Source organism: Flintibacter muris, assembly GCF_943192995.1.
In the GTDB taxonomy this organism is placed as follows: Bacteria; Bacillota; Clostridia; order Oscillospirales; family Oscillospiraceae; genus Lawsonibacter; species Lawsonibacter muris.
The window spans coordinates 1-17,815 of the sequence record NZ_CALPCP010000055.1 but is presented as its reverse complement, the minus strand read 5'-3'; the positions used below and the strand labels follow the sequence as shown (position 1 = coordinate 17,815).

Below are 17,815 nucleotides of genomic sequence, written 5' to 3'. Positions count from 1 at the left end.
GTGGACCGCAAGGCTCACGCCGTCAAAAATGCTGTTAAAACTGATTTCAGACACGGAACACCTCCCGCAAAAGCGCCTCCAGCTTTTTCTCAATGAGCGCCGGGGCCAGCGCCCTCAAGTCCTGCTCTGATAGGGTGAGGAAATACTGCCCGGCCACCCATCCCTTGCCGCCGGGCGTGCGGTGGCCAAACTCCACATAGCTGGCATAATGGACGGGGTTGATGACTTCCACAAGGTAGCTGCCGCCCTGCTTTTTGATGGGCAGGGCTTGGGCATAGGCCTTGGCGTTGCTGTTCCCGCCACGGCTGGCGGCCTCCTGCTCCGTTCGGGCCGTCCAGCCCCGGCGCAGGGTGCCGCCTTTTTTGCCGCTGGGGGTCACCCGCTTGGTGTAGGTGTCCCCCTTTTTGTGGTGCTTACCGTCCCGCTTGACGGTCACGGTGACCTCCTTGGAGTAGTCCCCCACGGGGGTCCGGGGTATCACCAGGGCCAGCAGGCGGGCCGCCAGCTCCTTGGACACGTCCCGGCAGAAATTCTCCAGGTCAGCGCTTTGGAGCCGGTCCAGGTTTTCCCGGAGCTTTTGGAGCTGCCTATAATCGCAGTTGCCCCATCTGGCCATTAGGCCCACCCCTCCCACAGCTCAAGCGGCACCTCCTGGTGGACGGTGTAGACCGCCGGGGTGCCGCTCCGCTCATAGTCACGGGTGACCTTGTTCTGTGTCACGGTGATTTTTGACCCCTCCGGGATGTCCACGGAGGGGTCAATGTAGAGCGTAACGGTTTGGACTGTCTTGGCGGCCTCCTCAGAGGGCTCCGTGGCGGTGACAGTCTTGTGGGAGATGCGGCAGGCCGCCCCCTCCACAAGCACCCGCTCAACGGGCTCCGTGCGGCCATTGGCCTCATTCAGCACACCCTCCCGCACGGTGACGGTGGCCTTGCCGGTCCAAAGGCGCTGGACCGCTGCCTTGTAGCGTTCAAGCGTCACCATTTCAACCTCCGAAAAGCCCCCAGGATTTTCTCCGATGGGTGGACCATGCCGTCCAGGGTGGCCAAAAAGCGCCCCTCCGGGCTGGAAACGCCGTCACTGGCCCCGGCAAAGGTGGCGGACACGTCCCCCTCCGTGATGCTCTTAACGGCGGTGGAAAAGTCCAGGCCCTCAATTTCCAGCCCCCCGGCGTTCAGCTTGTCTTGCAGGAATGAGCCCGCCACCATGTCCACCAGCGTGTAGATGAGGCCGTCCGGCACGTCCTTGTGGTGGATGCTGGCCAGGAGCGCCACCCGGCACTTGCTGGTCAGGTAGTCGATGGCGGGCTTGTCCTGTTCGGTGACCTGATACCCCAGCATGGCCAGCCGGGACACCACAGCCTCATACACGTCCACGGCTTACCCCTTGGACTTGATGCGGGCGATGGCGATGACCTTATCGTTGACGTAGAGAAAGTACATATTTTGTAAATAAAATTAGTTAAAAATAGGAAAGTATCATCTGATTTTTTATATATTTGTATGGTATAGAAATGTGTGGGCAATGATGGAAATAGGCAAAAGCGGGAAAGTAAGAGAAAAAGCAAACAGTAAAAAATTGGAGAAAGAGTGAAAGCGAGCGGAAAATAAGCCGGGAATATAGGCCACAAAAAAAGCCGCCCCCCAGCATAGGGAGCGGCGGGTTTCAGTATGATAGATTATTCCAGGCCAATGGTATAATAGACGGTCCCGGTATAGGTTCCAGGTTGAAAAGACGCATCCCCATAAGGGACGGCGGCCTCAAAGCGGATGCTGTCCCAGTCATGCGGTGAGAGTTCCCCCGGTCTGAATGACGCAATAACCGGGTTTGTACCCAGGGCGGCGCTTGAAATAGCCCCCTTGAGGCGGAATATGTTGCACAGCACCCAATTCTCACTGGCCTTGTCCCCGTTCAGAAAGAGGTAAAAGCTGCCGTCATTCTCAAAAGTCTCAGCGCCGTTGATGCGCACAACCAGCTCTTTATCTTCCGGGATGGTCATTTCAGAGGCGGTAATTTGAAAGCTGGTGTTACCGTTTGTGAGTGTAAAGTTGGCCGGTATGTTGACCTTGTAGGAGTAGGAGGGCCCATCGTCCCCGGTGCTTGGCTGAGGAAATTCCAGCACAATGTCTGTGCTGCCGGTGGTTTCATTGGCCGCAAAGGCGACTTGTGGGAAAAGGCAAAACGTGGCAACGGCCAAACTCAAAAGCAGACTGATTTTCTTTTTCATGGTATGACCTCCAATGTAAAAAGTGTATTGGCCCCGTTGACCTCTGACAGCTCCCCATCATCGTCAACATTCCAGCATGAATATTTAAGCAGGGTGTTTTCATAGACGCCAACAGCAGGAGCGGCACGGAGGCGCAAGCAATCAATGACGGCTCCAGGGGCCACCATCCCTGATTTGTATATCTCTGTCCCGTCCGGGAGCACGATGGAGATAACAAAATAGCAGGTGTTTTCGCTGGGGTTTTCAAGAGTTACATACTGCGTGAGCGCCCCGGCCTTAAAGGTGAGCTTGTCATATCCGGGGATTGCTATGGAGCCAACGCCACCCACCGCATACTCCGTGCCGGTGCTGTGGGCCTCAGCGGCCTCCTGGGACACGTTACTGGGCGGTTGACCCATCCGGGTGCCCAGGAATACCCCGCCCAGTAAAATGCACACAGACAGGGCCCCAGCGCCCAGCATGGGCAGGTATTTTTTCAGCACAATCATCACCTCCTCCATCGCCGTATTGTAGAATTATCAGCCGGGCAAAACTCCGCTTTTCCGGCTTTGGCGTCCACAATTACGGTGGCCTCATAGTGCTTTTGGGGTATGATAAATGAGGGAGCTGCTACATGGAGCTTTTTGCACCTTGAGCACCTGTAACGCTGCAACAAGAGCCAGTATGTATTTCCAGCGTAGTCCACGATATGGCGGCGGCGGGTGTCATAGCCAGATAGTTTTCCACCACACAAGGGGCAAAAGAGGATTTCCCTGGACACAATGCGGTAAACATCCTTTTGGGAATTATACTCAACGGTGTAATCAGTGATGGTAACCATGAGGCCGTTGTCCAGGTGCGGGCCTGCAATTTAGTATTCATCCGGGAAAAGGATAGTGGTGGCACTCCTGTCCCACTCTGTAATAATCCACACCTTTCCGGCGCAGGTGCCATAGCTGCCCATTATCCGCCCTCCGGCAATTAGAGCATAATCATTTTGTTCCCGGTCCTCTTTGCACAGCTCACCCCAATCACCAGAGCAATACCTGGAGAGAATAATAGACAGCTCCACCCTAAATAGCAGGCTTTGATTTGCGTACTCCGCCACCCTTTTTGTTGCATATAAGGCTCCAAGTTCCATGACAAGCTCACTCCTCAGCGCTAATTATGGCACGCTATTTGGAGGGCATAAAGGCAAACTGGGTGGGTAAAAGCAAGAAACGGGAGGGCGCTTATGCGCTCTCCCGTTCCAAATACCGGCTTACTATTGCCCGCATGGCATCCGATCTATTTATACCGGGGGCCCGCCCTGCAACCTCTTTCCAGGCCAGTCCATCCGCATAACGCAATGTGAAAACTTGCCGGGTAAAGTCATCTTTGATACCTGCTATAAAGCCCTCCAGCTCCGCAAGCTGGGCCTTACAGCGCCGCCGTTGGCCCTCTATGATTTCCCATACCTCCTGGACCTTTTCCGGCCAGTGTGCGGCCTCATATTCCCACTCCAGCTTGCGGAGCTGCTTGTCGTGCATCTTGATTTCACTCCGCAGGGGGCGGAGCTGTTCAAGGTCTAACATCGTCATAGCATTCCCTCCCGTTTATCTTCCAGCAGACAGCGCAGGCGCAGCTCTGCCCGCTCCAGTACAGCGCCCCCCGCTTGCCTACGTGTGCGGCCCTCGTAGTAATACGCCTTGACGGCCAGCCGCTCCTCCACGGAAAGCTGTTCCAGGGCCTCCCTAACAGCCTTGCGGGTGTAGTCCCGTGATATGGTGTCCTCCACGGCCTGGAGGGCCTGGGCCGCTTTAGGGTCCGGGATAAAGTCCCCGAAAGCGCCGCTGTCCTCATCGTTCTCCTTGAGCCTTGCGTCCATGCTTTTGGCGTTGTTCAGCGGGTCTTTTCTTTGGCGAGCCAGCCGAAAGCCCGTAGTTTCCGAAAAGTACGATTTTAGGCGCATTCCCAGCATTGTGATGAATTTGCACCCAGCCGCCGGGTCATACCGCTCCACGGCATCCACAAGGGCAAAATAACCGCTGTTGTAGAGGTCGCCAAACTCCACCCCGGCAAGGGCCGCTTTATCCGGCCCCATAGCATGGAGAAGCCGGTTAGCTTGAAGGGCCACAAAGCGCTCCACCTGCTCCCACAGCTCCGGGAGCTTGTCCCGCTCCCCGGCTTGTATCAGCGCCACAAGCTCCTCATTTGTCATGGTGCAAGCCTCCTTTTTCCGCTGGAAAAATCACGCCCTTTTGAGCGGTCCTATATACTTTCATACTCCCGGCCCGTGAGCGCCTGTCAGGGTGCCTTAAAATGGCGGGGGCGGGCAGCTTGTCCACCCGCCCCCTCTATGGCATCACTCGAAAGCTCCACCAATGTTAGGTTTTATAAGGTAGTCAGGGGCCTGGGAAAACATGATTTTTATTGACCACTTTCCCCGGCCCGCTTTTTAAGGGTAAAGCGTTATTTTCCGTTATGCGTGCACCCCCTCAGCGGCGGTGACCAGGGCCTCAGTAAAGCCGTCAGTGAGCTCCCGGATAACACCGTCAATATCCGTGGTGCCCTCAATTTTGTTGGTCATCCCAGTGAGGTCAATCTTGACCTCCGCTGTAGTAAAGCGGTTGATAGCATCCCGCTCCGCAATGTCCCGCAGGTATTCCAGCTCCTCACCGCTGATTTCCAGGGATTTGGCCATACTGCCAGTGTTACCCGCAATATCAGACACATCACCGCCCAGGCCGTCCATGGCAAAGCTGTCTGTGCCAGGAGAATAAGCCCCGCCATATTTCTCCATGAGGTCATCCATGCTGCCGGGGGTGTAGCCCATGCCGTCAAAAAATCCGCCCACCTTGTCCGCTATGCCATCGCCCCAGGCCGCTCCCGCCTGGAAAGCGTCCGCCTGCCAGTTGTCGGACCAGGCGCTCCCCCATGCGTCCCCGATGCTCTCATATTCCTTGACGCTGCCATAGGCCTCAGCGGATTTGGCGGCAAACTCATCCGCCTGGGCGCTGATGCCGGAATAGTCGAACTCCACAAAGGGCAGCTTATTGAGGGCCGCACAGATACCCTCCACCACCGTCAAGGCCGTGGACAAGAGGCCGTACCACCAACCCTGCACATTGGCAATGGTGTTGTGGAAAGCCGTTTCAACATTGGAGCAACAAGCGAAAAAGACGGCGGAGATGCCAGCGCCCACGTTGCGTATAAATTGCCAGGCAACATTGAGCACCCCCATGAATGTGCCGAAAACGGACGTACTCTTTGCGCCGAAAATGTCAAGGTATCGGATGACACCCACCACGGCGGCAATGAGAGCAATAACGCCAATTACCACCCACGTGACGGGACAGGCCAGCAGAGCGGCGTTGAGCCCGATTTGTGCGCCCGTGGCGGTGTTTGTTGCTGCTGCCTCCGTGAGTGAGGCCCCGGCCTTTATAGCGGAGTGGGCGGCGGCCACGGTTTTCAAGCCGTTGGAAACTGCCTCCAGGGCATTGTGGACCATCTGGGCCCCGTTGACCGCCAGCAGCACAGCGCCATAGGCCCCCAGTGCCGCAACGATGCCCCAGACAATGGGCTCTATCCAGCTCCAGTTTTCGGACACGGCGGAGCCGAACGCCATAGCGCCGCCCACCAAATTGGTGAGCAATGTGATGCCAAAGCCCAGCACCGTAGCCAGGCCCATGGCGGCGGTGTTGATTTGCGGGAGGCTGTTCTGGACGGTCTGCACAAGGTCCAGCACCGCCGGATAGATACCGGCCCCCACATTCTCCTGGATGTCCCCCAGGGCGTTGTTGAGCTGCTGGATGAGCCCCATAGGTGCGCCGCTCATGGCCTCATACATCCCGGACCAGCCCTCGTTAATGACGCTTTGGATGACGGCGGCGGCCTGCATATCGGAGCTCAGGCTGAGATATTCCGCCCCCAGCCCTGCAATGATTTGCTGCTCTGTTGCGGTGCCGTCAATGATTGCTTTCTGAGTGTCGGTGAACTCAAAGCCCCGGTCTTTCATGGCGTCAAAGGAGCCGGACATGATTTTGCCCAGGTTGGTGGCATAGTCCACCATAGCGGATGCGTCTACCGCCGCACCGTTAGACATACCGGCGGCGTAGTTGGTGAGCGTGTCCATCATGCTAAGTATGGCCTCGGTATCGGAGAAATAGGTGGCCAGCTCCGCCGCCCCCGCAATCATCGCCTCATCCCCGAACATCCCCCGGCTTTGGATGCCTGCCGCCTTTTGGGTGATGGCGTCATAGGCGCTCATGGCGTTGGAGGTGTCCACCTGGAGCTCCAGCGGATTGCCGGTGATACCGGCGGCGAAAGCGCCATAATTGCCCTCCGCCTCAGCGGTGTTGAGTGTCAGGGTGCTCTCCAGAGCCGTGCCCGTGATAGTGTCCGCCATATCGCCGTAAACGTCCGTAGCACCCATATTGTCCAGCACCGTGCGGAGCTGCACCTGGGCCCCAATTTGGGTGTCAGCGGCCTCCATGGAGCTGGTAGCAAAGCCCTTGAGGGCGGATATGCTCATGTAGGTGGCGGCAAGGGAGGCGGCCTTGCTCAACAGCCCATCCATGGCGGATGCGCCCTGATTGACGCCGTTGTTCAGTCGCTCCTCCTGTTCTGCCGCCTGGCGGAAATACTCCTCCATGGCCTTGACCTCCGCCCCGGCCTCAGCCAGCCCCGCCCGTGCCGCCTCAATGTTGGCCACGTCCAAGGCGGAGCCGGAGGCCCGCTGGACCTGCTCAAAGGCGTCCAGTGTGGTATTGAGGCCGTTGACGATTTTGGACAGCACCCGGCTCATACCATCGTCAAGGGCCATTTGGGATTTGATTGTAGCCATTAGTGCACACCTCTTTTCGCCTTCTCCCGCCGCTCCAGCTCCGCCTCCAGGCACAGACAATATAAATCCTCATAGGGGGTCTTGGCTCTCTTATTGGCCAGCTTTGCCCGCTCCCGGTTGAGCCGGTGGAGCGGGAGGCGGATGACTTTCCGCACAATGCTTTTCAAAAGCTCATAGCCGGGGAGGTCCTTGTTGAGCAGGAACACCCCGCCATCCGTGATACGGCAAGCCTCTGTATAGGCCGGTTGGTCCGGGTCCGGGGTGTATTCGATTTCCGGGATAAAGGGGATATATGAGAACTTGACAGCGGCCAGCTTGCCGGGGATAATGACCTCAATATTTCTGTTCAGCTCAGACATTGAAAGCCCCCCTCAACAGCTTTTTCAGCTTGTCCTCAATGATGGCCGGAGCCTGTCCCCTCAGTTGCTGCTCCGATATGGTGAGGAAGTATTTTCCCTCTTTCCAGCCGCCGCCGGGCGTGCGGTGGCCAAACTCCACATAACTGGCATAATGGACGGGGTTGATGACCTCCACAACGTAGGTGGTGCCCTGCTTGGAAATGGGCAGGGCCTCAGCGTATGCTTTCGCCTGATCTGCCGTTGGGTGGCCTTGTCCACCGGCGGCCTCTCCCTCAGTCCGGGCCGTCCAGCCCCGGCGCAGGGTGCCGCCCATTTTGCCGGAGCGATTGACACGCTTGGTGTAGACATCGCCCTTTTTGTGGTGCTTGCTGTCCCGCTTGGCGGTCACCTTGACCTCGGTCTTGTAGTTGCCCACGGGTGTGGCCGGTATCACCAGGGACAACAGACGAGCGGCCAGCTCCTTGGACGTGTCCCGGCAAAACTTATCAAGGTCAGCGCTCTGAAGCTTGGCCAGGTTGTCCCGGAGCTTGATGAGCTGCCGGTATTCACAGCGTCCCCACTTCATTACAGCCACACAAAACCGGCGTCAGTATCGGTGGGGCTCACAGAGCCGATTTGGTGACGGGCCTGATAAATCTGGCCATACTTAAAATCGGCGCTGTCATAGACAAAAGCCTTGTCGCTGCCCAGGGTTTCAATGAGCCCCGCCAGCTCCACGATGCGCTCCTCGGCGGCCACCTCATCATAGCTGTCCAGGCCATAGCCGCCATAGACAGGGAACTCACCGATTTCACAGGCGGAAGTGTGCTCTTTCTTGCGGATGAAAAGCCGCCCGGCCAGCATCTCCGCCTCCCCAAACAGGGCGGTGTAAGTGTCCGCCTTATCCAGCACAGCGCCCAGCGCCGTGGGGAAAGCGGAGCGGGTCATGTACTCGTTTTCCAGGTGCATCTGCTGGAGCACCGCCCGCTCGAAAAGGTGCATCTGCTCCCAGTCGTTGAAAAAGGGCTTGAGGATGGCAAAGGCGGCCTGGTCGGTCAGACGCTCCCCCTCCAGGGTCAGGAAAGCCAGGGCGTTGCTGATTTGCTGCTGGTAGTCCGCCGGTTTGGTGAACATCCGCACGGCCTCCGGCACGGCGGCCAGCTTGGCCTCGGAAATGTTCTTTTTCACCTCAGCGTTATACAGCTTGTCCAAGTCATTGGCCTGGAGCACCATGCCGTTGATTTGCTCTTGCAGGTGCTTGGCGGCCATCTCCGGGCTGTGCCGTTTCAGCAACTGGGTGACAATGGAGGGGTCTGTCACCAGCTCCGTTGTCTCTTTCAGCAACTTTTCACTGAGGACCCGGTGCCGCTTGACGGCGTTCTCGATGTTTTCCTTGATTTTGATTTCCATGGTTAAAATCTCCTTTTCTTGTGTTGCTTGTAGCCAAAAGGCCCAGACACGGCCCGCCCGTGAGCGCTTTACCGCCCCCGCCAGTATGGGCAGAGGGGAGCGCAACAGCTATGGGCGGGCCGTGTCTGGGTCCTGGGGTGCTTTCGGTCAGGAGGGCCCCGGTGAAAAGAGATAAAAGCCCAGGGCCCTCCCGGCCTATCGGAAAAAGGAGGCTCACAGAGCAATAACACCGCCCAGCGGCGGGTGACGGTTACCGCCATCCACTCCATGGGGTGTGGCGGGCGGTGCCGATACAGTCTCAATCCCTAAAGCCCTTCAAAATCTGATAGATTGACGGCTTGCGCAAAGCCATGAGCCCCCGGTCAGCCGCTTTCCGTTCCGCCTTGGACATGGAGCCGCCGTCTGTTCCATACCATCGGCTGCGCAGGGCGGCGGCCTGTTCCGCTTTGATGCTTGACAGAGCTGCCTCCATCGTTTCCCGCAATTCAGCCAGCCACAGCTCATGCAGTACGTCATCCGCTGGGTCATTGTCATCCATGAGAGTGTCCGCAATGGTTTCCCCATCCTCATCACCCACAGGCAAGTCAAGGCTTACGGAGCGGTCAAGGGGATTTTTAGGCCCAATGTCGGAGCCTGGGCGCACATACACAAGGTTAAGATACCGGCGGGATATGACGGTAGCCAGATAGGACTTGAAATGACATGAGCAGGTGGCGGGGTCGTAGTTTTTCACGGCGTCCAGTACCGCAAAAAAGCCCTCCTGGCATAAATCGTCAAAGTCCATGCCATAAGCCATGGTATGGCCGTACAAAAAGCCGTTAGCCTTTTTCTTTACAAAGCCCTCTACCCGCTCCCAGAGTGCGGGCAAAAGGTCAGTTTCCCCGGCCTTGATACGGGCAACGATTTCCTCCACCGTCATTTTCTGGGCCCCCTCTTTTTGGCGCACAGGCCGCACCGGGCGTATATGTAGCGCATAGCCTTGTTCCATGCGCTGTTGGTGCTGAGGGCCTGGGCGGCGTTCCAGGCGGTTTCATACCACGGCTTGCCGTTCAAGTAGTGGTCCTCAATGATGCCCCTGGTGATAGGGTCCTTGATCTCATCCACATACCGCTGAACCCGCTCCCGCTCGACCTCCATTTGAGCCCGCTTTGCGACCATGTCCGCTTTGATGAGGGGGATGACCTCAGCGGTATGGGGTGTGATGCCTTGCAGCTTTTTGAGCGCTTCCGCTTCAAGCCGGACATCCTCACGCAGGACATTCAGCCGCTCCAAATCTGAGCGTGTCATGTAGACCATAAAAACTCCTTTCCGCACCCTTGCGGAAAGAGCGCAAGGGTGCCTTGTTTAGCTGACCTGGTTTTTCTCCCGCCGCTCAGAGGTTGCAGCCTCTGGGTGGTGGTTTGGTTGTTCATTTGTTCTCTATGGCCTCCTTCACGCTATTGCGAAACGCCGCAACAGCCGATTCAAGGTTACCGCTGTCATGCGGGTAAAAAGTCTGGGTATTCCAATCCGAGATGTGCCGGGCCATGCGCCTCTCAGCCCAGGACCGAACATTGTTCAAATAGTAGACCATCTTTCCAAGACGGTCCCAGGCCTGGCAGTCCATGACCGCTTGATAGTCCGGGTCGGTTTGGATTTTGCCTATTAGCTCATGCAGCGCTGCCATCTCAAGGGCCATACGCTCCCAGATGAGCTTGTCCCGCATTTTTTCCGGGTCCCTGCGTGCCATTGTTAAGCCTCCCCTCTATGGTGTAGATGGTGTAGTAGTGGGTCTACCGCCGTAAAAGCTCGTATTTGGAGATTTAGGACATTTAGGAGATTTTAGATAAATACGCCTATTCTCCTAATCTTCCTAATTTTCCAATTTCAGCGTTCTATTGGCGTAGTACACCATCTACACCACCAACGCTATTGGGGCCCATGATTTTAGCGGGGACACGGTAGACAGCGCAGCCACGCACCATGCGCTTTGTAATGCGGTTATCCTCCCGCCCCAGCTTGGCCAGGACCCGCCCGGCTTGGTAGCCCGTGATATTCTCACCATAGAGAAACAGCTTGGTAAACTGAGCGGCGCTGAACTCCTTCCAGGCTTCAAGGGGTAAGTCAAAATCCAGCGCCTGCCGGATTTCCTCCTCACCAGGCAAGGCCTCCTGATACCGCTGGTTAAGCTGGTTGAGGTGTTCCCGCTCTGTCCGGGACAGCCGAAAACCTTGAGGGCTCTCCCACCACCACAGGTAGACCTCCGCCCACAGCTGGACGAACCACTCCGGGGGGAGCCGGTTGAGCTCATCCGTGTCCATGTCCTCCACAGGCACCACCCAAAACCGGCGGGCCCCGGTTTCATCCCGCAAGAACGCCTCCTGATTGACCGTAGCACTGAAAGAGGTACGCCGGGGCCTGTCCGTGGCCTCTCTGGCATACGGGGCCCGGATGCGGTCCATCTTTTGGGTGATGAACGCCTTGAGGCTGGCCTGTTCCTTCTTCAAGGTGCTCTCCAGCTCCCCCAGCTCCGCAATCCAAACACCCACGGCCTGGATGATGTAGTCCTTGTTTTTCATGTCCAGGGTCACGCCCTCGGCCAGCCAGTCAGACCTCACCGCCAGCTTGCGGAAAAGCGTGGTCTTGCCAATACCTTGCGGCCCCTGGATGACAAGCACACCCTCAGCGGCCTCCTGGTAATTGGCGCTGTTGTGGGCCAGGGCAATACACTGTATCAGCCATTTCCGAAAGAGCAGGGCGTAAAAGCTGCCGGGGTCAATGCGCAGGATGTCCAGCAGCTTGGGGAACCGGCGCACCCGGTCCCATGCGGCGGCGTGGAGCATATCCAGCACGGGGTTATAGCGGTACTTGTCCGCCAGGTTGGTCAGACAATCCACAATGGATGTACGGTTGACGCCCTTGATACCGATGACCCGGAGCCGGTCCGCCAGCATGGTGGGCAGAGTGTTGACGGCCTCCTCCGTGGAGTATGTAGCGGGCATCCCGGTGATGTCGGCCCTGCCGGTGATGAGGTTGCGCCGGATTTGAACGCCAAACGCTTTTAGCGCAAGCTCCATGATGTCCTCCGACAGCACACAGCCCTCACACTGGGCCAGCTTTAGAGCGTTTTCCTGGTCCACGATTTCCTGGAAGTCCTCCACGGCGGACACCCGCTCCTGGGCCATGAGCGCCGCCACGGCCTCATCCTCACGGGCCAGCTTGGCCATGGCCGCAAAGCTGGGCAGACGGTTTCCCCTTGCCCCCTCTGGGGCCCCGTCATCCAGATCAGAGAACTTGTGGAGCCGCACCAGGTCAAAGGCATTGACCAGCTTGCCCCCGGCGGGGTCGGTGGCGTGGTTGGAGTAGAGGAACTTGCCGCCATCGTACAGCACAGCGCCGCCCCAGGTGCTGCCCCCGGTGAACGTGTAGCGGCCCTCTGTGGCCGTTTCCTCATAGACGCCGGGTAAATACCTGTCCATGGCGGCGGGCACGTTGTAGGCCCTGCAAAACGCCCCTATAACGCCCTCCTTGCCCTCCGGGTCCTGCTGCTGGGCTTTCTTGAGTGCCTTGTCCATGTCCCGCTGCTCATTGGGGAAAGCTGGCCAGGCGGCGGGGTCCTGCCAGGTGGGGAGCTGCTGGGCCAGCAGGGCGGCGGCGTCCATCAGGCCCTGCCCGTCCTGCTCATACCATACCGGGGCCACGTCCAGACAGTGGGCCGCCCAGTACATCATCCGCTCCGCCTGGGCGGTGGTGGGGTCAAACCAGGTCATTTCCTGCTGGATGCACCGGCACAGCAGACGGGCCACGGGCGGGTACTGCTCCGCCGGGATGTCCGCCGCAAAGGGGAACACCACCCGGAGCCGGGGTGCCTGGGGGCTATGCTTGGCGGTGGAGTAGACACAGCAGCACAGGCCCAGGGCCGCTACCCGGCGAATAAGCTCATCCGTGCCGCCAGCCGGGAGGTTGTCGGCGTCCAGGACGGCGGCGCAGCGGGACAGCACGGCCCCGGCCTTGCGCCGTCCGCCCTCCAGCTCCCCCGGCACAAAGCCGCCGATGTCCTTGAGGTCATCCTGCTGGGGCTTGGGGAGGGCCTTGTAGGCCTCAATGGTGTGGGGGATAACCTGGGACACCTTGAGCCGGTCAAGGAGCTCCTGGAGGCTCATGGGGGCCGCCCGATACACCCTCGCCTTGCGGTTGGTGGTGACATAGACGGCCAAGGAGCGGTTGACGTTCATGCCTCCAACTCCTTCCAGGCCAGGGCGTCCAGGTCCACGGTGAGCGTCACCTTGTCCGGGGTGCCGATTTCCAGCACCTTGTACCCCTTCTTTTCGCAGATGCGGGTGATGACCTCATTGCTGGACAGCCCGCAGACCATAGCCGCCTGGAGCTGCTGCTTGCTCAGGGTAACATTCTCCGCCAGGGGGAGCTCCACCGTGGAGCGCTTGTCATAGACGATGACAGGGAAACGCCGCACGGGAATCTCAATGATGCTTTTCATAGCTATGTACTCCTCTCTTTTTACGCTCTCGCTCTGTTCTGCTCCTGAGCCCGGACCCACTCCGCCAGGCCAGCACGGGAGATGCGGACCCGCTTGCCAATGCGCACGGTGGGAAAATCCGCCCGATGGATAAGGTTATAGGCGCTCTTGGTGCAGATGCCCAGCTCCTTGGCCGCCTCCGCCACGCTCAGGGTCAAGCGGCCATCCGGGTTGACATTGATGCCCTCCGGCACAGGCGGGGGCGGGATGATTTCCTCCATGGAGAAAGAAGTGTAGCCCTTGTTGATGAGGGCCTGCCCCGGCTCATCGCTCTCCATGGTGAACGACTGCCCGCCGGGCAAAGTGATTTTCCATTTCCGCATTGGTCATACCTCCTCTTTGGTGGTGCTGGGGTCCGGGATTTTGACCGGCTCCTGCCGCCTCAAGCTGTCCATATCCAGCCAGACAGAGAACTTGCCGAGCGGCGGCCCGTCATAGATGACGGCGGCGGGGAACCGCCTCAAGCTGGCCTGAGTGATAGGTTTCTGCATGGGTCAGTCCTCCTCTGCGATAAGCTCCGCCGGGTCTACGTTCAGCGCCTTGGCGATGCGGCCCAAAGTGGCGGGACGGACGCTCTTGCCTACAATGGCGTTTTGCACTGTGGGCCGGGGGAGCCCAGCGGCCACGGGCAGGTCTGCACTACTCATGCAAGCCCTTGCCATTGCCAGCTCCAGTTTTTTGCGGTCTGCTTTCATTATTTCACCTCCAGAAACAACCGGTTTGGTTGTTTAATCGGATTATACTACCAAATTGGTTGTAAGTCAATAGGGAAATAAAAAATTTTACCAAAACGGTTGTTTAATTGTTTGCACTGTGCTATACTAATGTCGGAGGTGATAAAGTGACTATTGGTGAGCGCATAAAAGCCGCCCGTGAAAAAACCGGAATGACACAAGTTGAACTTGGGGAAAAAGTGGGTGTTTCTGGTGTGGCAATTATGCGGTATGAAAAAGGGCAACGCCAACCCCGTTATGATCTGCTCCTGCACATAGCAGATGCTCTGGGCGTTTCAGCTCATACCCTTGTAGACTGGGGGGAGGTTGACAAAGAGGCATTTAAGGAGCTCTTTATTTGGGGAGAGGGGCTTGATGATGATTCCAGCGGAAACCCTCCAAAACTCATAGAGGAGGACGGCCTTATATCCACGCCGGAAGTTGTGGAACACAGCGCCACCCCAGAGGAGTTGGAGGCGTTGATGGCCAAACTCCAGGACGGCAAGCCGCTTGTCCTCAGCCCGGAGGAACTGGCCAAACTAAAGGCCACCCCCAAAGAGCAAGTTGCCGCCGCTCTGGATAAAGTGGGGCAGGAGGAGCAAAAACAGATTGTGCGTATAAGCGCCCCGCTCTACAAGCTGAGGGGGGTGCCTCCAGAACGGCGGGAGCGGTTAGAAAAGCTGAAAGACCAGGCGGTGCGCTATGAGCACTCTTTGGGTATCACGGGCCTTGGAAAATCCACAATGATTAACGCTCTCCTTGCTAACGCCCCACAGCGCCGCATAGCCGCCGCCCTGGACAAGCTCAATGAGGAGGGCCGGGAGAAAGTTGCCACCTATGCTGAGGACTTGGTGGAGATGCCTAAATATCAGGCCCAAGAGCCGCCCACAGAGCCCCCACAGGACACGCCAGCGCCGCAGGAGGGTAAAGCGGCAGAGGCCCCGCCGGAGGGGCCCCAGGAGCCGCCAGAGGGCCGTATACAGTCCATCACCATGATCTGCCCGATCTGTGGGATGACATTGAGAGGGGACCCGGCAACAGGCAAAGCCTTTTGCCGCTATTGCAACCGCTCATTCCCGCTCTCCAAAAAAGCGAGAGGCCCCAGGAGGTAGCCCGCTATCACGCTATAAATGAGCTTCAAAAGATGCCCCGTTTTATTGAAATAGCGGAATGGAATCGACCACAGGCAATAAAAAAAGCCGCCCCACACAGGAGCGGACATAATAAGCTGCACTTGACAATCAAACAGACAGCGGTTATACTGAGAATAGAAAGGGCGCCGCCGGTAGACGGTTGGCCCCCTATGCTATGTTACAGAAGTAACCGCAGGTTGAGGGACCGGGCGGTTACTTCTTTTTATTGACCGCAATAAAGAGGCCGATAATGCCGATGATGACAAGCGTGTACTGAAACAGTTCACCGTATGTAACCATTGGGCAGCCCCCCTTTCCGAAGATCAGAGGGCAAGAAGCTGCCCCCTGTTGAGAGGGCCTACCGTCCGCCGTTACTGGCAGCGCTGAAAGATGATTCTTTCCTACACCCAGCATATCACAGAATTTGACAAAAGGCAACCGCATATAATAACAGCGCATAATAAAGAACCGCCCAGGGGCTGCAACCCCTGAGCGGCGAGATGCACAAAAATACCAGGTCAGCTAAACAAGGCACCCTTGCGCCCTCTCAGTGTACCACAGGAGGGCCAGGTGTGTCAATCGAAAAAGGAGGCACATCATGGTGAAAAGAGCCGCCCCCGGCTGTGGGGGCATCCACAAGCGCACACATACCAGGAACGGAAAGCAGTACACCTATTGGGAGGCCCGTATCACCACAGGCCGGGACCCGCTCACTGGTAAACAAGTACAGCGGACCTTTTCCGGCAAGACCCAAAAGGAAGTCCGGGAGAAGATGCAGGCCGTAGCCGTGGAGGTCAACCGGGGCACCTACACCCCGCCCTGCAAGATGACCGTGGGGGAATGGCTGGACATTTGGCAAAAGGACTATTTGGGCGGTGTCAAGCCCGCCACGGTTTCCTCCTATGAGTACTGTATCCGCTTGCATATCAAGCCCGCCCTGGGAGCCGCCCGCTTGGACCGCATCCACCCGCACACGATACAGGGTTTTATCAACGCCTTGGAGCTGGCTCCGCAGACGGTCCGCCACATTTGGATGGTCCTGCACACGGCTCTTGAAAAGGCGGTTGACTTGGAATATATCCCCAAAAATCCGGCTGACAAGTGCGTGCTGCCGAAAATGGACCGGGTGGAGATAAAGCCCCTGGACGATGGGAAAGCCGCCGCCTTGCTGACCGCCGCAAATGGTACGGACCTGGAGCACCTTGTGGCCGTGGCCCTGTTCACGGGTATGCGCCTGTCGGAGCTGCTGGGCCTCACCTGGGACAGCGTGGACGTGGAGCGGGGTACGATAACCGTTGACAAGCAGCTTGCCCGTCCCGAACACAGAGCCGCCGGGCTTTTTATCTCCCCAAAGAGCGGCAAGGCCAGGACGCTCACTCCGGCCCCGTCCGTCATGCTGGAGCTCAAGGCCCAGCGCCGCCGCCAGTATGAAATGCAGTTACAGGTGGGCCCTGAGTGGGATAACGTCCACGGCCTTGTGTTCACCAGCGCCACAGGCGGGCCGCTCAAGCAGAAAAGCGTAAGGTATCATTTTACAAGACTGACAGCCGCCGCCGGTCTGGAGGGGGTGCGCTTTCACGATTTGCGCCACACATATGCCGTGAACGCCATCCGGGCGGGGGATGATATAAAGACGGTGCAAAGCAATCTGGGCCACGCTACAGCCGCCTTTACGCTGGACCGTTATGCCCATTTCACGGAAAGTATGAGACAGGACAGCGCCGCCCGTATGGAGGGCTTTATTAAAACCGTGCTGGAGCGGTAGCAAAGCGGAAATAAGCGGAAAAGGGCCGGGAGCAGGAAAACAAAAGCCGTCCTGACCCTTGTGCTGTAATGTTTTCCGCCTGTTTTGTCAACTCGTTTTGCTTATCGTTGACGTAGGACCGCTCCGCCTCCGTAGCCTCGCCGGAGTGCACCAGGTCCCAGTTGGTCCCGTCCGCCAGCTCATCATCCGTGGGGGAGAGGCTGGCCTGCTTGGCCTTTTCGTAGGAGAGGCCAAAGGGGGCAAAGACCTTGCGCTGCCGGGTGTAAAGCGTATCCTGGCCGCCGTTGGTCTTGGGGTCACGGGCCATCTCATAGGGCACCTTGGCACCGATGTCCTCATAGTTGATGGTGCCCTCACCCAGCACATAGCTGGTGTAAACGGTGGAGCCGCCCTCCGCCTGCTCGGTGGGCATCCCGTCATCCACGATGACCAGCTTGCCGTTCCAGGTGTAGAGGGTCAGGTCACGGGTCACGCCCTCCTTGTCCGTGTACTTGAGGGCGGTGAGGAGGTTGAGGTTTTCCAGATTGGTGGACACAACGGAGTGCATGAAAATCATGGAAAACTTTTTCTTGTGGTCCCCGCAGGCCTGGGCGGTGGCACTGTTGAGGGTGGTGGCCTCCATGGGGCCGTCCACCTCATAGGTGTGCTTTTTCACAAACTCAGCGCCCTTGGTGCTGGTCATGGCGAACACGCCCCGGAGGATGGCCAGGAGGGTGTCCTGGTCAATGTCCTGCCAGTAATCCGCCACCTGCTTGGCCACGTTGTCCATGAAGTCCTGGCCGCCGGTGATGTCGTAGGAAAAATCCTTTTCCACCCACGCCTTGGCCCGGCCCACCACCACAACGCCCTGCTCAAAGGTCTTGGTGCTGGTGGCTGTGATGTCGGTCTGGCCGTCATAGTTCACGGCGT

General features: G+C 58.1%; 24 protein-coding genes. 2 read left to right on the top strand and 22 right to left on the bottom strand.

Features of this window, described 5'->3' with window-relative positions:
• Positions 1-46 precede the first annotated feature (46 nt).
• The 21 genes from NFS22_RS21405 to NFS22_RS21310 form a co-directional block, all read right to left on the bottom strand.
• On the bottom strand, positions 47-616 hold the full coding sequence (locus tag NFS22_RS21405; protein WP_160233027.1) for an HK97 gp10 family phage protein: 570 nt from the start codon (positions 614-616) through the stop codon (positions 47-49).
• Entirely contained in the window at positions 616-984 is a 369-nt protein-coding gene (locus tag NFS22_RS21400) for a hypothetical protein (RefSeq protein WP_160233026.1), read from the bottom strand. The genes NFS22_RS21405 and NFS22_RS21400 overlap by 1 nt, the downstream gene beginning before the upstream one ends.
• Positions 978-1,376, bottom strand: a complete 399-nt coding sequence (locus tag NFS22_RS21395; RefSeq protein WP_160233025.1) for a hypothetical protein — start codon at positions 1,374-1,376, stop codon at positions 978-980. Before NFS22_RS21395 ends, NFS22_RS21400 begins: the two co-directional genes overlap by 7 nt.
• 302 nt (positions 1,377-1,678) lie before the next feature.
• Positions 1,679-2,227: a hypothetical protein gene (locus NFS22_RS21390; protein WP_251319712.1), complete on the bottom strand. Its 549-nt coding sequence runs from the start codon at positions 2,225-2,227 to the stop codon at positions 1,679-1,681.
• Positions 2,224-2,709 carry a hypothetical protein gene (locus NFS22_RS21385; protein ID WP_251319711.1) on the bottom strand — a complete coding sequence of 162 codons (486 nt, stop codon included), beginning with the start codon at positions 2,707-2,709 and terminating at the stop codon, positions 2,224-2,226. The genes NFS22_RS21390 and NFS22_RS21385 overlap by 4 nt, the downstream gene beginning before the upstream one ends.
• Before the next feature lie 5 nt (positions 2,710-2,714).
• Positions 2,715-3,047 (bottom strand): DUF6431 domain-containing protein, encoded by a 333-nt coding sequence (locus NFS22_RS24185; protein ID WP_420908900.1) that lies wholly within the window; start codon positions 3,045-3,047, stop codon positions 2,715-2,717.
• Positions 3,048-3,077: 30 nt separating this feature from the next.
• Positions 3,078-3,347: a hypothetical protein gene (locus NFS22_RS21380; protein WP_251319710.1), complete on the bottom strand. Its 270-nt coding sequence runs from the start codon at positions 3,345-3,347 to the stop codon at positions 3,078-3,080.
• A gap of 91 nt (positions 3,348-3,438) precedes the next feature.
• On the bottom strand, positions 3,439-3,786 hold the full coding sequence (locus NFS22_RS21375) for a hypothetical protein (protein WP_251319709.1): 348 nt from the start codon (positions 3,784-3,786) through the stop codon (positions 3,439-3,441).
• A complete protein-coding gene (locus tag NFS22_RS21370) occupies positions 3,783-4,406 on the bottom strand; it encodes a sigma-70 family RNA polymerase sigma factor (protein ID WP_251319708.1) in 624 nt (207 codons plus the stop codon). Before NFS22_RS21370 ends, NFS22_RS21375 begins: the two co-directional genes overlap by 4 nt.
• Before the next feature lie 261 nt (positions 4,407-4,667).
• Complete coding sequence (locus NFS22_RS21365) at positions 4,668-7,031, bottom strand: phage tail tape measure protein (protein WP_251319707.1); 2,364 nt, start codon at positions 7,029-7,031, stop codon at positions 4,668-4,670.
• Positions 7,031-7,390 (bottom strand): hypothetical protein, encoded by a 360-nt coding sequence (locus NFS22_RS21360; RefSeq protein ID WP_251319706.1) that lies wholly within the window; start codon positions 7,388-7,390, stop codon positions 7,031-7,033. Before NFS22_RS21360 ends, NFS22_RS21365 begins: the two co-directional genes overlap by 1 nt.
• Entirely contained in the window at positions 7,383-7,955 is a 573-nt protein-coding gene (locus tag NFS22_RS21355; protein ID WP_251319705.1) for an HK97 gp10 family phage protein, read from the bottom strand. Before NFS22_RS21355 ends, NFS22_RS21360 begins: the two co-directional genes overlap by 8 nt.
• A complete protein-coding gene (locus tag NFS22_RS21350) occupies positions 7,955-8,779 on the bottom strand; it encodes a hypothetical protein (RefSeq protein ID WP_251319704.1) in 825 nt (274 codons plus the stop codon). Before NFS22_RS21350 ends, NFS22_RS21355 begins: the two co-directional genes overlap by 1 nt.
• Positions 8,780-9,077: 298 nt before the next feature.
• Positions 9,078-9,698 (bottom strand): sigma factor, encoded by a 621-nt coding sequence (locus tag NFS22_RS21345; RefSeq protein ID WP_251319703.1) that lies wholly within the window; start codon positions 9,696-9,698, stop codon positions 9,078-9,080.
• On the bottom strand, positions 9,695-10,075 hold the full coding sequence (locus tag NFS22_RS21340) for a hypothetical protein (RefSeq protein ID WP_251319702.1): 381 nt from the start codon (positions 10,073-10,075) through the stop codon (positions 9,695-9,697). The genes NFS22_RS21345 and NFS22_RS21340 overlap by 4 nt, the downstream gene beginning before the upstream one ends.
• 112 nt (positions 10,076-10,187) lie before the next feature.
• On the bottom strand, positions 10,188-10,508 hold the full coding sequence (locus tag NFS22_RS21335; protein ID WP_251319701.1) for a hypothetical protein: 321 nt from the start codon (positions 10,506-10,508) through the stop codon (positions 10,188-10,190).
• Positions 10,509-10,653: 145 nt separating this feature from the next.
• Complete coding sequence (locus NFS22_RS21330) at positions 10,654-12,993, bottom strand: virulence-associated E family protein (RefSeq protein WP_251319700.1); 2,340 nt, start codon at positions 12,991-12,993, stop codon at positions 10,654-10,656.
• Entirely contained in the window at positions 12,990-13,256 is a 267-nt protein-coding gene (locus NFS22_RS21325) for a hypothetical protein (protein WP_251319699.1), read from the bottom strand. Before NFS22_RS21325 ends, NFS22_RS21330 begins: the two co-directional genes overlap by 4 nt.
• Before the next feature lie 20 nt (positions 13,257-13,276).
• Positions 13,277-13,618: a helix-turn-helix domain-containing protein gene (locus tag NFS22_RS21320; RefSeq protein WP_251319698.1), complete on the bottom strand. Its 342-nt coding sequence runs from the start codon at positions 13,616-13,618 to the stop codon at positions 13,277-13,279.
• Between the two features lie 3 nt (positions 13,619-13,621).
• Positions 13,622-13,786, bottom strand: coding sequence for a hypothetical protein (locus NFS22_RS21315; RefSeq protein ID WP_251319697.1), 165 nt, complete (start codon positions 13,784-13,786; stop codon positions 13,622-13,624).
• Positions 13,787-13,789: 3 nt separating this feature from the next.
• Positions 13,790-13,990, bottom strand: a complete 201-nt coding sequence (locus tag NFS22_RS21310) for a helix-turn-helix domain-containing protein (protein WP_251319696.1) — start codon at positions 13,988-13,990, stop codon at positions 13,790-13,792.
• A 146-nt stretch (positions 13,991-14,136) separates the two neighbouring features.
• Here NFS22_RS21310 and NFS22_RS21305 point away from each other — a divergent pair, with 146 nt between their 5' ends.
• Positions 14,137-15,120: a helix-turn-helix domain-containing protein gene (locus NFS22_RS21305; RefSeq protein ID WP_277614956.1), complete on the top strand. Its 984-nt coding sequence runs from the start codon at positions 14,137-14,139 to the stop codon at positions 15,118-15,120.
• Positions 15,121-15,739: 619 nt separating this feature from the next.
• The gene (locus NFS22_RS21300; RefSeq protein WP_251319695.1) at positions 15,740-16,906 is read left to right on the top strand and encodes a tyrosine-type recombinase/integrase; all 1,167 of its coding nucleotides are present in this window, start codon (positions 15,740-15,742) and stop codon (positions 16,904-16,906) included.
• Here the strand turns inward: NFS22_RS21300 and NFS22_RS21295 are convergent.
• The coding region (locus NFS22_RS21295) for a hypothetical protein (RefSeq protein ID WP_251319694.1) at positions 16,884-17,815 on the bottom strand (932 nt) is incomplete at its 5' end. The genes NFS22_RS21300 and NFS22_RS21295 overlap by 23 nt on opposite strands.